Here is a 14,670-nt window from a genome sequence, read left to right on the forward strand (position 1 = left end):
GTTTGCAAACTGGTGTACGCGACATAGTCACCTCCCATTTTAGCAGCCTGTACGCCTCGTACGACACAACAAGCGTTTTATTTTAATGCGTTACTTTAAAAATTACTGAGCGCTACGTTTGCAAAGCAAAATCATCATTACGAAAATAAGCCCGAATCCCACAAAATCTGCCCATGAAAAAACGGCTCCAGTAAACATAACAGCAGTAATTGCAGCAGTAACAGGCTCGCTAGCTCCAAGCAAAGTACCACGAACAGAACCTACTCGCATAATGCCCTCTAAGAACAGCCAATATGCTCCAAAAGTTCCAGCAATAACAGTAAAAGTAAAAAGCAGCATAGCGCGCAAATCTAATGCAGGCATCGTTTCCCACGGTCGCACAAACGGGAGCATAATAAAACCAGCAATAATAAACGTAATGCCATTAACAGTCAGATTTCCCCATTTTGCAATCAATTTCACAGGCATAATAGCAAGCGCCGCTGTAGACGCAGCATCTGCAAGACCCCAAAGCAAACCCATAACAGGCAAAGATAGTGAAGAAAGATTACCGCCTGTAGCCATTAAAGCGGTTCCTGCAAAAGCTAGCACAACTCCAATAGTTTCGCGCATAGTTGGCACGCGGCGAGAGCGAAAACACACATAAACCAAAACAAACAGTAAGTTAAGGCTTTGAAGCACAGTAGCAGTGCCAGAATTAGTCCAATCAATAGTCCATAAATACGAAACTTGCGTAAGAAGCACGCAAACTACGCCAGTAAACGCCATCGAAATCCATGTGCGACCAGTTTTCACAGCACCACTTAACTGCTTAGGAGTGCACACTGCAGCAGTAATGACAAATAACATGCCAGCAGCAATTTGACGAACGCAAGCGATTTGCAAAGGAGATACGTGATACGTCGACATAAGGATTTTCGAAACTGTTGCGTTTGCACCCCAAAATGCGCCACCCAAAAGAGTTAAAAATATTCCTACAAGAATAGCGTTTGTAGAATGATTTAACGCTGGATTAGGTTTATTTGGAGTACCTTCGATTGCTTTTACTGCAGCTTTTGATGTGTCAAAAGTCTTTGAACCTGTTGATTGCAATTTCGAAGATTGTTGCTTTTTTGTTGAAGAGGAATCAATATTTGATGAATCCAAATCATGCGCACTGCTACGCCAAGAAAACTTAACCATTATTAGATTCACCTCGCATCCCCAAACAAGCAAACATGCAGTAATTATTGCACATCTACTCAACTAATTTGCTGGTAAACAACACTTTAGAGAAACATACTCTATTTGCACACACGAAAGAAATGTATAGTATTAAAAAATTACAATTCAAAATGCGCATATTAAACAATAAAATCAACGCACTAGCCATATGAAGGCGGTAACATGCACAACTACGCATCAAGCAGTAATACTTTTCAACCACACCACATCTTAGTTACTGGCGGCGCAGGCTTTATTGGATCTAATTTTGTGCATTACATAGCTAAACATCATACAACGGTTGCTGTTACGGTACTTGATTTGCTTACCTACGCTGGGAATATGGCAAATCTTTACGACTTACCTCAAGATTTTGCAAACAACCGATACGCTTTTATTCGCGGAGATATTCGAGACGAAAATATAGTTGATCAGCTATTAGATCCGCATAATCCAATTAAAACGGCAGAAGGAACAACACTTCCTGCTATCGACGCAATTGTAAATTTTGCTGCAGAATCACACAACGATAATGCAATCGAGTTTTCTGACCCATTTATAAGCACAAATATTTTAGGAACGCATACGCTCATTAAATTTGCACACAAATATAATATTCGTTTCCATCAAGTAAGTACCGATGAAGTTTACGGGGATTTTCCTATTGACAGCGTGCTTAAATTTGACGAGTCAAGTCCATATTGTCCGTCTAGTCCATATTCTGCAAGCAAAGCTGCAGGCGATCTGTTGGTAAAAGCATGGTGTAGGACTTACGGTTTGCGCGCAACTATTTCGAATAGCAGCAATAATTACGGGCCACGACAGCATATTGAAAAGTTTATTCCTCGCCAAATTACAAATATTATGTGCAATATGCCAGCAAAATTGTACGGCGTAGGAGATTCGATACGCGATTGGATCCACGTTGAAGATAATTGCGACGCAATATGGCATGTTCTAACGCGTGGAACAATCGGTGAAACATATAATATCGGTGCCAACTGTGAAGTTAACAACATAAATATTTTGCGGATTTTGATGCAGTTAATGGGCGTGCCGGAAACAAATATAGCGTATGTAAATCCCAGAATAGGCGAGGATAGGCGTTACGCACTAGATACTACGAAAATTCGAACGCAATTAAAATGGGAGCCTAAGTACAACAATCTGAAGCAAGGCTTGCAAGAAACAATATCGTGGTACGACTCTCACGCAGATTTATGGAAGCCTATTAAAGCGCAAGTCGAGCAGCATTATGCTGAATTAGGGCACTGAATTTGAGTGACGAATTTGGGTGACGAAATTGGGTTAAGCGGCAATCGGGTTTTCGGCATGAAAAAAGGGCTTCTAGCGATTGGCTAGAAACCCTAGGCGCGGAGAATACGAGATTCGAACTCGTGAGGCTGTTACACCAACACGCTTTCCAAGCGTGCGCCATAGACCACTAGGCGAATTCTCCAAATGTTAACTTAACAACCAAATTGCTTGATAAGCAAACAACTTAAATAGAATACCACGAATTTGAGATATTGCAAACTCGCGCGCGCCGAGGCGACTAACCACGACTAAATCCCCGGCAAATGTTTGCGGCGACGAAAGTTGAGACTACTTAAGCAGCGGCGCTACTTGAGATTCATAAGCACGCAAAGCCATGTCGATTACGTTGTGCATGTCGTAATAGCTGTAAGTGCCCAAGCGACCACCGAAAACTGTGCGAGGCTCAGCCGCAGCAAGCTCCGCATAGCGCGCATACAATGCTTTATCTGCATCAGTATTCACAGGATAGTAAGGCTCATCGTCGCGAGTTGCAGCGCGAGAATACTCCTGCCACACTACAGTTTCCCCAGCTTTCACACTTTTACCCGGCACAAAATCAGCTTCACCGCTAGTATCGCCACTAGCCTCTCCGCCAACTTCTTCACGCTCTGGATTAAAGTTCTTAAACTCAATCGCGCGCGTAAATGGCACATCAGCATCCGAATAGTTCATAACTGGGCAGCCAAAATGGTCGCTCTCCTCGTAACGCACTTCCTTAAAGTCCACAGTGCGCCACTTCAACTCGCCGAGCGCATAGTCAAAATACCTATCAACCGGACCGGTATAAACAACCGGCACTCCAGCCTCCGCCAACGCGCGCTTGTTAAATGGCTGCGACTCGTCGAAAAAGTCTACGCCAAGCGAAACGTGAATACGCGGATCGTCAATCATGCGCTGCATCCAAGCTGTGTAGCCGTCCGTTGGCAAGCCTTCCCAAGTGTCTTTAAAATAACGATTATTGTAGTTAAATCGCACAGGCAAGCGTTTAATAATTCCAGCAGGAAGCTCAGAAGGATCCGTTTGCCACTGCTTTGCTGTGTAGTTTTTAATAAACGCTTCATAAAGCGGACGCCCAATTAAGCTAATGCCCTTATCGTTCAAATTTTGCGGATCTTTGCCAGCAAACTCCCCCGCTTGGCTTGCAATCAAAGCCTTCGCTTCTTCTGGCGTGTAGTGCGCATGGAAGAATTGGTTAATCGTACCCAAGTTGATTGGCAACGGGTAAACTTCGCCGTCGTGAGTTGCGTACACGCGATGCACGTAGTTAGTAAACGACGTAAAACGGTTCACATAATCCCACACGCGTTTGTTGCTTGTGTGGAAAAGATGCGCACCATACTTGTGAATTTCGATTCCCGTTCGCTCGTCAAAATACGAGTAAGCATTGCCGCCAATATGATTACGAACGTCAATAATTTCAACGCGAGCGCCAGTATGCTCCACTGCTTGTTGAGCTACAGTTAAGCCGAACAATCCTGCTCCAACAACTACTAAATCTGGGTAAGTTGCATTTTGGGAGATTGCTGCTTGCGTCATATCATTTACCTTTCGTACTTTTAGTTGGGCTTATTATTCAAACTATGCTCCAACTCAATTCATTCATGCACAATACATTCTAAGAATAGGCTTAAGCGTATATATAATATCTAATATGACTAAGGCAAAGAGTGCAAAAACCCAAGAAATACAAGAAGCGCAAAATACTAGCAGCGCAAATAGCAACAATAGAAGTTGGGAAGTTGTAAATCGTGTTGTTTACCCTGTAAAAGACGCTGAAATTACTATGCCACTTTACGTAATTCCTTGGCATCGCTCGTATTTGCAGCGCACTGTGCTCGATCCTCGTATGAATATGCGCGCAATCGATATAAATAATCTCAATCTTACTGATTTTAAAAAGCTTCTTGCAGACACTAGCAGTCATTTGCCAAATGTTGAAACTCAAGGGGTTTGCACTGTTCTTTCGCGCAACTCACTTTGCATTGCATCTGGAAAACATGTGTCTCTTTGCACTTTCTTTAACGCTTTTCCTGCAAGCTATTGGCAGCATTGGACGAGCGTAAAAACTGTTAAGTTCACTGCCAGTGTTGAAGGCACTGGCTACTTGCAACTTATGCGATCGACTGGCCGCGGGCTTACGTATCCTGTGCAAAAGTTTGAGTTTGATTCTAATAAACAGCAACCAAACCAGCCAGCACAAGTTACGCAAGATACACAAATTATTAGCTACGAAATACCTATGACCGGTCTTGCAGACGGTGGATATTTTTGGTTTGAAGCTAAAGCAAGCGATTCTAGCAGTCTAACTGTTAGCAATGCCGAATGGAGTGTTCCTTTTGTAAATAAAGTGCAATTTAGCAACACAAAGCATCAGGAAGATTCAGCTAAGCAATCAAATAGCACTTTTTCTATTGCTATTACTACGTTTAATCGCCCTTCATACTGCCACAATCAGCTGAAGGCAATAGCAGAAAACAAAGCACTTCGCGCGCGACTTGACACAATTTATTGCACAGATCAAGGCACCGATTTAGTTAAGAATCAGCCTGGATTTAATGAAACAAGCGCAAATCTTGGCAACCAGCTCACCTATATTCAGCAGGCTAATTTAGGCGGTTCCGGCGGATTCTCGCGCGGCATGTTTGAAACGCTTAAAGCAGGAAAAAGCAGTTACACAATGCTTCTCGACGACGACGCAATTAGTGAAACAGAGTGTATTCTTCGCGCGCTTCAGTTTGCTGATTACACAATTAAACCAGCCATTATTGGCGGCGGAATGCTTCACTTGGATAATCGTACCGTCCTTTACACTCAAGGTGAGCGTTTCACGCGCAACAATGTGTGGATGAAGCCTTCACAGAATCTTGATTACAATCATGATTTTGCAGCGATTACTTTGCAAGATTGCCCAGAACGTCACCAGCGAATAGACACTGATTACAACGGTTGGTGGATGAGCCTTATTCCAACTGCGATTATGAAAGAAATCGGTCTTTCGCTACCTGTGTTTATTAAGTTTGACGATACTGAATATTCGATTAGAGCACTTGAGCACGGATACCACACGATTTGCCTGCCAGGAGTGGCAGTTTGGCATCAAGCTTGGCACGATAAGGATCCTTCACGCACTTGGGAAGAGTACTTCTTCCAGCGCAATCGTTGGATTTGTGGATTACTTCATTGCACTCATCCAAGCTTACGTTTCGCGATTGAAATGCTTCGAAGCGACTTGGCTTCCGGCTTAAAACTTGCGTATTCTGCAATGCATTTGCATCATATGGGATTACAGGATATCTTGCGCGGACCGCAATATATTGTTGATTCAATGCCACAAAAGCTTGGCGAGGTTCGTAAAGCGCGCCAAGCGTTTAGCGACACGCAGCCGGTAAACGATAAGGCACTCATTAGTGAGGTTTTGCGCGAACACGTAAGCCCGTTTACTGCACATGACGCTAAGGCTTTGCGTAAAACACAAAAGCACGCAACGATTAAGGCTTTGTTTGCGCACGAAAAGCACGCAAAGAATCCTCGCCCAGAAGTTGCAATCCCAGCTCAAGACGTTTCTTGGCCTTCGTTTGTTGGAGTTAATACCGCAATTGTTACGGCTCCAGATGGCACTACGCTGAATCTTTTCCAACGAGATAGCAAGTTATTCCGTAGAATGTTGCGTGCGGACGCACTTTTGGCGTTAAAAATGTTGCGTAAGTGGAAGAAGCTGTCTAGAGAGTACCGCAGCTACGATATGGCGAGCGTTGAAAGTTGGGATAAGATTTTCAACTCAACCAACAACAAGTAAGTAACGGAAGAAACAGCTACAAAACGCCGGAGAAATTACCGGCAAATGTTTCACGAAACCTGCTTAATCGTCATCGCGCGATCGCTTAGTAAAGCATAATCACGATTGCGACTATCTCTAATCACAAACGTGCAAGCGTTCTCGTCAACAGCCACAGCTAGCAAATCTGTATAATCATCCTCAGTTGGGCTAGGTGTGCGTAAAGAAGTAAACAGCGTAAACTCGCCATTGTTAAACAAATTTAGCGGCATTTCAAAATACACTGTTTGATGCCCACGCTTTTGCATTTTCAGCACTTTAGAACCAGTATCGTAAGTGATTCCACCACGTCGAACGTCATGCAAAGCGATCGCCAAATAGAAGTCACCCGGCTCGTCATACTGATACTCAACAGCAAAACGGAAAGTATCGCTACTTTTGTAAATCTTGTCTTCCAAAGCATACGTCCTAAGCAACGGGCACTTTGCATTCAAACCTTGAGCATACTGACCCTTGCCCAGCTTTTCGCCAAGCTTATTTTGCTTTTCGCGTTCAGCTTCGATATTTGCCAAAGTATATTGATCTGCCACGGACTCAGTATTGCCAATCGCAGCAACTTCACCATCACTGATCATCATCGCACGTGTGCAATAGCGTTTAACAGCATTCATATCATGCGTAACAAGAATAACTGTTTTAGTAGGATCTTTTCGAATTTCAGTAAAGAAAGAATCGCACTTGCGCTGGAAAGCTTCGTCACCAACAGCCAAAACTTCATCAAGAACTAAAATATCTCCTTGCGCTTTAATTGCCACAGAAAAAGCCAAGCGAACTTGCATACCAGAAGAATAATTCTTTAACTTTTGATCCATAAAATCTTCAAGCTCAGCAAATTCCACAATATCGTCGTACATTGCGTCGATTTCTGCGCGAGTGAAGCCAAGTAAAGCTCCGTTAAGATACACGTTTTCGCGGCCGGTAAGTTCCGGATTAAATCCAACACCAAGCTCAATAAACGGCACAAGCTTGCCTTTTACTTTTACACTTCCAGTATTCGGGTAATAGATTTGCGAAATGATTTTTAGTAGCGTTGATTTTCCGCCACCGTTTCGACCGACGATTCCGAAGAATTCACCGCGATGCACTTGAAAGCTTATGTCTTTAAGAACGTTCTGAATTTTATAGCCTTTAATACCTTTTGTAAGATTTATAAACGCTTGCTTTAGACCAGTTGCTTGCTCTGTTGGTAGTTTAAAATACTTGCCTACATGATTGACTGATAGAACAATATCGTCGTCGCTTGCTTCCGCTTCTCGCGCTACATCCACTTCAGCTTCTCGCGTTGCCGTCACTTCCGCTTCTTCCTGTAATGTATTCATAAATTCCACTTCCCCGTCATAACTGTCGTAAAATTTTCGCAATTTTCAACATCGTCACATAACTTCTACGAAAAGACGACTGTTTCTTCTAAATAGATAAACTCCCAGCCACACTATGAGCACAGTAAGTAAAAGTGGCACACAAGACATCCAAGAGAATCCAAATTCACTCCACACAGTTGGTTGCGTGTCTGGAGCCAACATATTGTGACGCATATCTTGAATGCATTGTGCTATAGGATTAAGCAGCTCAAGCTTTGCTAGTGCCGCAAAAATACCACCTTTATTAATCACATAGCTAAGCGGATAAATAATTGGCATGCCGTAAAACAGTAGCTGTTGAACCACTTCCCAAATATGCAAAATATCGCGGAAAAACACGTACATAGTAGACATTATTAACGCCATACCAATTGCAATCGCGTAAATCTGCACCAAACTTATTGGCAACAGAACCACTCTCCAAGTAAAATGCACCCCTCCAATAATTGCAAAAATAAGCACAACTACTAAGTTGATTAAGAAGCTTATTAAAGAACCAACTGTTGCCGAAACCACCACAATGTAGTTTGGAAAATGAATTTTGCGCAACAAATCGCCACGATCTACAAGCGAGCGCAAACCGATCGAAGTTGATTCTTGCACAAACTGCCATGCACTAATACCCAGTAATAACACCACAGGATAAGTCGGTGTGCCATCTGTCATTCGCAAAAACTTGCCAAAAATAAGATACATCACACAAAACATCATCAACGGCTTCAACGCCGACCATGCTACGCCTAAGAAGGAGCCTTGATAGCGCAGCTTAAAATCGGTTTTTACTAAACCACGAAGTACGATATTTGCATAAGCGTACTTGTTTCGACAACGAGTTATGAGATTTTTCACGTTCCCTATAATATCAGTTATATTGTAATTGAATGTGCTTAATCAAATATGATACGAATACACGCAAGTGCTACACATAAGACATTTATGCTAACATCGTACGTATGCCGAAAGTATCGATTATCGTTCCAATTTATAATGTTGAAGCCTTTTTACCAGAATGTTTAGAGTCTATCCAAAATCAAACTTTTACTGATTGGGAATGTTTAATGTTTTCAGATGGGAGCAAAGACGGTTCCATCGATATTATGAAATCTTTTGCTGAAAAAGATAGTCGCTTTGTTGTTATTGAAAAAGAAAACGAGGGCTATGGAGCCACTTGCAATCGCGGTTTGGAGCGTGCTCAAGGCGAGTGGATTAGCATTGTTGAGCCGGATGATTTCATCGATCCGCACATGTATGAGCGTCTTTTAAGCAATACAGATCTTACGAATGAAAAGATCGATATTATTAAAGGCGGATACTGGCTTTTTTACGATGGAAAAGATGGATATAAGGATGCAGTAGACACGCCAAACTTGTGCTATTTTATGCCTAAACACAGGTCTATTTTTAGCTTGAATGAATTTGCTGAGCCTTTCTACCATCATCCTTCTATTTGGTCCGCTATTTACCGCAAAGATTTTCTTAACGGAGATAACAAAAATAATGAAACCATACGTTTTAAGCCGATTCCTGGAGCAGGTTGGACTGATAATCCTTTCTTTGCGCAAACTATGGTTTTAGCAAATAAAATCTGCTGGAATCCTGGAAAGTACTACTATTATCGTCAAACTAATCCTGGCGCTTCTAGTTTATTGAAGGATTTTCATCTTCCGTTTGACCGTTTGCGTGATATGCGCGAGTTTCTCAGTAAGCAGAATATTTCACGCGAAGTTTTACAAGCTTTTTATTCACGCGAATTTGATTACGTTAATTCGTTAATTACTGAGTTTGGTTTTGACGATAAGAATCCGGAAATACGCAAGCTTATTCGCGAAGTTTTTAGTTCTATGGATTCAAAAGAAGTTTTCCTTATGGCTTCACGTTTAAGGCCAGAGTTTATGGATTACTACATGGATTTCTTAGGATCCTCGTACGAAGTTAAAGCACACAAAGCAGAATCTAATCCTGAGCTTTCTCTTGTTATTTTTACGCATAATGCTCATTCTTGGATTGTTGATTCTCTTAAAGCTTGCACTTCTATAAGCAATATTTCTTGCGAATTTATTATCGTAGACTCTCATTCTTTGGACAGCACTCTTAATATTGCTAACAGATTTACAGATAAAGATAAGCGCTTTACAATTCTGCAAAATGACAATTTATATACTGTAAAAGATATGCTCTCTAAAGCGGTTGATTATGCTCATGGAGAATACACTATTTTTATGCCTTCAAGCTATATAATCAACGAAAACGTGCTTAGAGCCGCTTTAGATAATATGCTTAAATGCTCTAACAATAAAAATAAGATCATTGATCTTGAGTTCTTTAACAATAAGAGTTTGCATAGCGATTATCTAATTGATTGTTCCATTAAAAATGATATTAAACATAATATTGATCTTTCTGAAGAAAGCTTTATTAGACCTGTAAATAATGATGACACACTGCAAGATACTTATTACGGATCTTACGCTCCTAAAGATATTGCAGAGCTTCTAATAAACAGTTGCTACAACTATGGCTGGCAGAAAGTATGGAGAACTGAATTTCTGAAATCTGCTCACATTGAAGCTGGAGTTAACGATACTCCTGCAACTCTTATGACTTTTAGCACTCGCGCAGCATTAGCAGCTCAAAATATTATGTATTGCGATTTGGCTAAATCATACGAAAATGCTTATGGCAGGTTCAGCATTGGAGCTGACGAAGGGTTCGAAAACCTTAACAGTAAAACAATTCCAGAAAACTTCTGGCTTTCAATAGAGCATCATACCTCATTCAACGAAGCACCGCTTGAAGTTGATTCGGTGTTAGAGGTTGGAAAATGGCTTGAAAGCGAAGGGCTTCTTGAAACATACAATCAAGGATACGCGAATGCTCTTGTGGAAAGCTTCGTTCACGATTGCCATACGCGAGTAACTGCTGAATCGTTGGCAAACATCGTCCAAGATAAGTTAAAAGAAGTATTAGAGGTTCTGAATTACGAAAGAAATTCACACAACTTACCAACGTATTTTTACGACGAAAAAGCTTATAACGAATTCCAAAAGTTGCAGCTTAACGCCACTTCTCGCACTTTGTGGCTAAAAGAGCGCATGCTTGATTTTGAGCGCAAAAGCGAATTATGCGAGCAGGAAATTAGTAATATTCGCACTTCTGCACGCTATGTTATTGGCGAAAAAATCGTAAAAACAGCGAAGAAAATAGCCTTCCCGTCTATTATTGCAAAATTGCAGAAAAAGATACGCCTCATGAGAAGAGATAATAAATAATTTAGATTCTCGTAATATACTATACTGTTTGTTGTAGGTAAATCTGTTGGAGATCGTTAGATTATGAATACTTCGTTAAACAATGAGCGTAAAAGTGTTCCAATTTTATACATTGTTGTACCTTGTTTTAACGAGGAAGAAGGCATTTCTAAAACCGCCGAAGTCCTCCAAACGAAGATGAATTATCTTATGAATCAAAAACTCATTCACTCTTACAGCAAGGTGATTTTTGTAGATGACGGTTCTAAAGATTCAACATGGAATTTAATTGCTTCTTTTAATCGCAAAAACCCTTCACTTTTTGGCGGAGTAAAGCTTGCGCATAACCGCGGTCACCAGAATGCGCTCTACGCAGGGCTTATGTACGCTCGCAAGCAAGGTTGCGACGCTGCTATTTCTATGGATTCTGATTTACAAGATGACGTAAATGCAGTAGACGAAATGCTTAAGAAATTTGTTGAAGAACATTGCGAGGTTGTTTACGGAGTTCGTTCTTCGCGCAAAAAAGACACTTGGTTTAAGCGCAATACGGCTTTGGCTTTTTACAAGGTTTTTGCTTCAATGGGTGCGGAAGTTGTGCCAAATCATGCTGATTATCGCCTAATGAGCGCAATTGCTTTGGATGCTCTTTCCGAATACAGTGAAGTCAACTTATTCCTGCGCGGAATTGTGCCAATGCTTGGATTTAAAACTGGCAAAGTTTATTACGAGCGTGGAGTAAGAACTGCTGGAGTTTCAAAATACCCTTTGCGGAAAATGATTTCTTTCGCTTTAGAGGGTATTACTTCATTCTCCGTTAAGCCGCTTAAATTAGTTACGTATATGGGATTGCTTTCTATTGTTATTGGTTTTGCAATGTTCGTATACGTAATTGTGTCTTTATTTACCAATCACACTGCTGTTGGTTGGTCATCGCTTATGTGCTCAATATGGTTTATTGGCGGATTCCTTATGATTTCTATGGGCATACTGGGAAGCTATATTGGCAAAATTTATTTGGAATCTAAGCATCGTCCACGCTACTATATTGAGAAATCTTTGTAAATACAGCCTTTGTAAATATAATTTTATAAATACAATTTCGTGAAGGCACTTTATAAAAGCAATTTTTAAAGAGAGGTTCAAAAAGTATGATTGAGCGTTTTCAGCATGTAAGCGTAATGCTCGGGCGCTTTTTTAGCAATGCTATTGTATGGTGTTCAGCTGTATTTTTCAGCGCGTTAGCATTACTGAGTTTAATTCTTTCTGCTCATCTTTTCCCCGGAGAATACAGACTTGAGTTTTTATGGTTTCAGTCGCCATTTGTACTCATTTTAAGTGCTTTATTATTCTTTATTTTCGTGTTTTTAAAGAAACGGCATGTTTTTGATAAAATCCGTATTCGATACTTTGCTGCAGCAGTTTTTGCTTATGTACTTGTATTGGGATTTTTGTGGATAAAAGTTACTCGTGCTTGGCCTGAATGGGATCCTGCTTATATGTTTAGCGCGGCGCAATATTATGCGGATCCTAATCGAAAACCTATAAATTGCGCTACTGATACGTCGGAATTATCGTGGATTATTTGCCCGGGCGGTTACTTCACTAGATTCCCATTCCAATTCCCTCTTCTTTCTCTTATGCGATTTTTGGTAATCGTTTTTGGCTCTAACGCGTACCTTGCTTTTGAAGTATTGAACGTGTTATGCGCTGCTATTACTGGAATTCTTATTGCATACTACGTAAATTTGCTGTTCCGTAATAAGGATGTGACTATTCTTTCTTTACTTTTGTATGCAGCATTTTTGCCTATGATTTTTTACGCGACTTTTGCGTACGGCAATACTGTTTGCTTACCGTTTGTTTTTGGCGCGCTCATTTTTCATGCTAAAAATATTAAAAGTGGAAGTTGGCTTAATGCGGTTCAGTCGTTGATTTGCATGTTCTTTGCTATATTGCTTAAGTCAACTATGGCTTATTGCTTAATTGGCATGATTGTCGTGTGGATTGTGTCGGCTTTGCGCTCTAAAAAGTGGGAACACGCTGTTTGCGTATTGCTTGCCATTGTGTTCTTTGCTTTAAGTAATGTTGCTGTGGCAAGTTCAGCTAATTCTTTCGGACATAATGCAAAAGATGGTTTGCCTTCTACTGTTTGGCTTGCAATGGCAACAGATCCCTCTCGCAAAATAGGTCCAAATAATCCTGGATGGTATAACGGGTATCCTACGAGCTTTGACGTTAAAACGTATAACAAAGATGATATTAAGAAAGAATCTACGGAATTATTGCGCAATAATCTTAGGCATTTCGCAAATAATCCGGGTGATGCCTTTAGTTTTGTCACTAAAAAATTTGCTGGAGAATGGCTTGAACCTACTTACGAATCTTTACTTGCAAGTAGTTGGAAGTGGAATGGTCCAAATAGACCAGTTTTGCTTGATCGCAAAATGAATCCTGTTTTAAGATCGCTTTATTCTGGAAAGCTTAATATTATTACATTTACTTTCTTAGACGCTCTTCAATTTATGCTTGTTGCTTTTACCGCACTATTCTTATGCGTAGCTCTACGAAAGAAAAAGTCAATTTCTTGCGAATATTTTACTCCGCTTGTTATTGTCTTAGGAATGGCTGTTTTGTATCTTGTTTGGGAAGCACAGTCGCAATATATTTTGCCAGCATACTTGCTTATGATTCCGTTTGCCGCGCGAGGTTTCGATATGCTACTTTCGCGCTACGAAAATCGTGCTGCAAATAATAGTAATGCAGCAAACCCAAGCAATAATTGATGGCATTGTTTGGTAAATTATGGAAGATGCAATCATTCCCCATGCAGCGTATGTGACGTTTGCTGCCATTGCGCGAGAGGCTCCTACTTGTGCAATTCCGCGATAATAGCTTAAATACGAGCTTGTGCCTAGTAAACCTATTGCAATTATCATTGATATAGTTGCTAAAAGCTTAGAAGACGCAAATATGCTACCTGTCGCAATATTGGCTGTGAAGCATAGCATTAACGCGATTATCGTGTAAGAAATAGCAGATACTGTTTCTCGAATGTGTAAGATTATTTCGTCGTCTACGCTTTGCTTTCTAGCGGCCCAAGCGCATACTACAGCTTCGCTTCCCCAGCCGATTACGCTTAAAAATGCTCCAGCTAACCCTAATAGTGTGTTTGTAATGTTTGCAGAGCTTAGTGTATTTTGCGCATCAGAGCATGAATAATATCCAAGTACTCCTACTGCTATAAGAGCTAAAGTAAAAGCTGCGTATTTTTTTACACTTAAACGTTCTTTTAGCACGATTGCGGAAAGAACTGCTCCAAAAGCAGGATATAGTGCGGAAATCGCTGCAGCATACCCAGCTCCTATATTGCTTGCTGCTAAAACATATCCGCTCATGCCAATAGGCCCGCCAAGTAAGGATCCGATGATAATAGGCGTGAGAATTTTTGGCTTTTTTAGTATTTCAAAAGTTTTATTCCACTTTTTTCTAACACTTATATAAGTCCATATGAGTATTGCGCATACAATATCGTGAAGTAATGCGCCAATAATTCCTGTGAAGATTACTAGAGCAGTGTTGTTTTCGTATGATGTGTTATTTGTAAATACGAATGATGCAGTTAAAAGAGCTAGAAGAGCTGTATCTACTCCCCATAAAAGTCCACTTAGAAACGAATATTTCATAAATACCTACTTGCTTGTTA

The 14,670-nt window shown here is 40.8% G+C and carries 10 protein-coding genes and 1 tRNA gene; 5 read left to right on the forward strand and 6 right to left on the reverse strand.

Features of this window, described 5'->3' with window-relative positions; translation table 11 throughout:
- Positions 1–102: 102 nt before the first annotated feature.
- The gene (locus tag HXT50_RS03410; protein WP_004107528.1) at positions 103–1,182 is read right to left on the reverse strand and encodes a DMT family transporter; all 1,080 of its coding nucleotides are present in this window, start codon (positions 1,180–1,182) and stop codon (positions 103–105) included.
- Between the two features lie 204 nt (positions 1,183–1,386).
- On the opposite strand from HXT50_RS03410, the gene rfbB reads away from it, so the two are divergent.
- Complete coding sequence (gene rfbB, locus HXT50_RS03415; protein ID WP_004107526.1) at positions 1,387–2,478, forward strand: dTDP-glucose 4,6-dehydratase; 1,092 nt, start codon at positions 1,387–1,389, stop codon at positions 2,476–2,478.
- 99 nt (positions 2,479–2,577) lie between these two features.
- Here the strand turns inward: rfbB and HXT50_RS03420 are convergent.
- Positions 2,578–2,662 (reverse strand) — tRNA-Ser (locus HXT50_RS03420).
- Positions 2,663–2,808: 146 nt separating this feature from the next.
- Complete coding sequence (locus tag HXT50_RS03425) at positions 2,809–4,056, reverse strand: UDP-galactopyranose/dTDP-fucopyranose mutase family protein (RefSeq protein WP_004107524.1); 1,248 nt, start codon at positions 4,054–4,056, stop codon at positions 2,809–2,811.
- 115 nt (positions 4,057–4,171) lie between these two features.
- On the opposite strand from HXT50_RS03425, the gene HXT50_RS03430 reads away from it, so the two are divergent.
- Positions 4,172–6,316: a glycosyltransferase gene (locus tag HXT50_RS03430; RefSeq protein ID WP_174163629.1), complete on the forward strand. Its 2,145-nt coding sequence runs from the start codon at positions 4,172–4,174 to the stop codon at positions 6,314–6,316.
- Between the two features lie 50 nt (positions 6,317–6,366).
- Here HXT50_RS03430 and HXT50_RS03435 read toward each other — a convergent pair whose 3' ends face one another.
- Together HXT50_RS03435 and HXT50_RS03440 are read right to left on the reverse strand one after the other, a co-directional pair.
- A complete protein-coding gene (locus HXT50_RS03435; protein ID WP_174163626.1) occupies positions 6,367–7,674 on the reverse strand; it encodes an ATP-binding cassette domain-containing protein in 1,308 nt (435 codons plus the stop codon).
- A 54-nt stretch (positions 7,675–7,728) separates the two neighbouring features.
- The gene (locus HXT50_RS03440; RefSeq protein WP_004107518.1) at positions 7,729–8,565 is read right to left on the reverse strand and encodes an ABC transporter permease; all 837 of its coding nucleotides are present in this window, start codon (positions 8,563–8,565) and stop codon (positions 7,729–7,731) included.
- A 104-nt stretch (positions 8,566–8,669) separates the two neighbouring features.
- On the opposite strand from HXT50_RS03440, the gene HXT50_RS03445 reads away from it, so the two are divergent.
- The 3 genes from HXT50_RS03445 (at position 8,670) to HXT50_RS03455 (ending at position 13,750) form a co-directional block, all read left to right on the forward strand.
- On the forward strand, positions 8,670–10,985 hold the full coding sequence (locus HXT50_RS03445) for a glycosyltransferase (RefSeq protein WP_174163623.1): 2,316 nt from the start codon (positions 8,670–8,672) through the stop codon (positions 10,983–10,985).
- A 63-nt stretch (positions 10,986–11,048) separates the two neighbouring features.
- The gene (locus HXT50_RS03450; protein ID WP_421777022.1) at positions 11,049–12,029 is read left to right on the forward strand and encodes a glycosyltransferase family 2 protein; all 981 of its coding nucleotides are present in this window, start codon (positions 11,049–11,051) and stop codon (positions 12,027–12,029) included.
- A gap of 86 nt (positions 12,030–12,115) precedes the next feature.
- Complete coding sequence (locus HXT50_RS03455) at positions 12,116–13,750, forward strand: hypothetical protein (protein ID WP_421777023.1); 1,635 nt, start codon at positions 12,116–12,118, stop codon at positions 13,748–13,750.
- On the opposite strand, the gene HXT50_RS03460 is transcribed toward HXT50_RS03455, so the two are convergent.
- Complete coding sequence (locus tag HXT50_RS03460) at positions 13,685–14,650, reverse strand: DMT family transporter (protein ID WP_116442827.1); 966 nt, start codon at positions 14,648–14,650, stop codon at positions 13,685–13,687. The two genes, HXT50_RS03455 and HXT50_RS03460, sit on opposite strands and share 66 nt — an antisense overlap.
- Between the last annotated feature and the right edge of the window lie 20 nt (positions 14,651–14,670).

The organism is Gardnerella sp. KA00243 (assembly GCF_049244105.1).
GTDB lineage: Bacteria > Actinomycetota > Actinomycetes > Actinomycetales > Bifidobacteriaceae > Bifidobacterium > Bifidobacterium leopoldii.

Excerpts from the sequence above, each read along its gene's own strand:
- HXT50_RS03455 (WP_421777023.1), top strand. The coding sequence starts at position 12,116 with ATGATTGAGCGTTTTCAGCATGTAAGCGTAATGCTCGGGCGCTTTTTT.
- HXT50_RS03450 (WP_421777022.1), top strand. The coding sequence starts at position 11,049 with ATGAATACTTCGTTAAACAATGAGCGTAAAAGTGTTCCAATTTTATAC.
- HXT50_RS03425 (WP_004107524.1), bottom strand. The coding sequence starts at position 4,056 with ATGACGCAAGCAGCAATCTCCCAAAATGCAACTTACCCAGATTTAGTA.
- HXT50_RS03435 (WP_174163626.1), bottom strand. The coding sequence starts at position 7,674 with ATGAATACATTACAGGAAGAAGCGGAAGTGACGGCAACGCGAGAAGCT.
- HXT50_RS03460 (WP_116442827.1), bottom strand. The coding sequence starts at position 14,650 with ATGAAATATTCGTTTCTAAGTGGACTTTTATGGGGAGTAGATACAGCT.
- rfbB (WP_004107526.1), top strand. The coding sequence starts at position 1,387 with ATGCACAACTACGCATCAAGCAGTAATACTTTTCAACCACACCACATC.
- HXT50_RS03445 (WP_174163623.1), top strand. The coding sequence starts at position 8,670 with ATGCCGAAAGTATCGATTATCGTTCCAATTTATAATGTTGAAGCCTTT.
- HXT50_RS03430 (WP_174163629.1), top strand. The coding sequence starts at position 4,172 with ATGACTAAGGCAAAGAGTGCAAAAACCCAAGAAATACAAGAAGCGCAA.
- HXT50_RS03410 (WP_004107528.1), bottom strand. The coding sequence starts at position 1,182 with ATGGTTAAGTTTTCTTGGCGTAGCAGTGCGCATGATTTGGATTCATCA.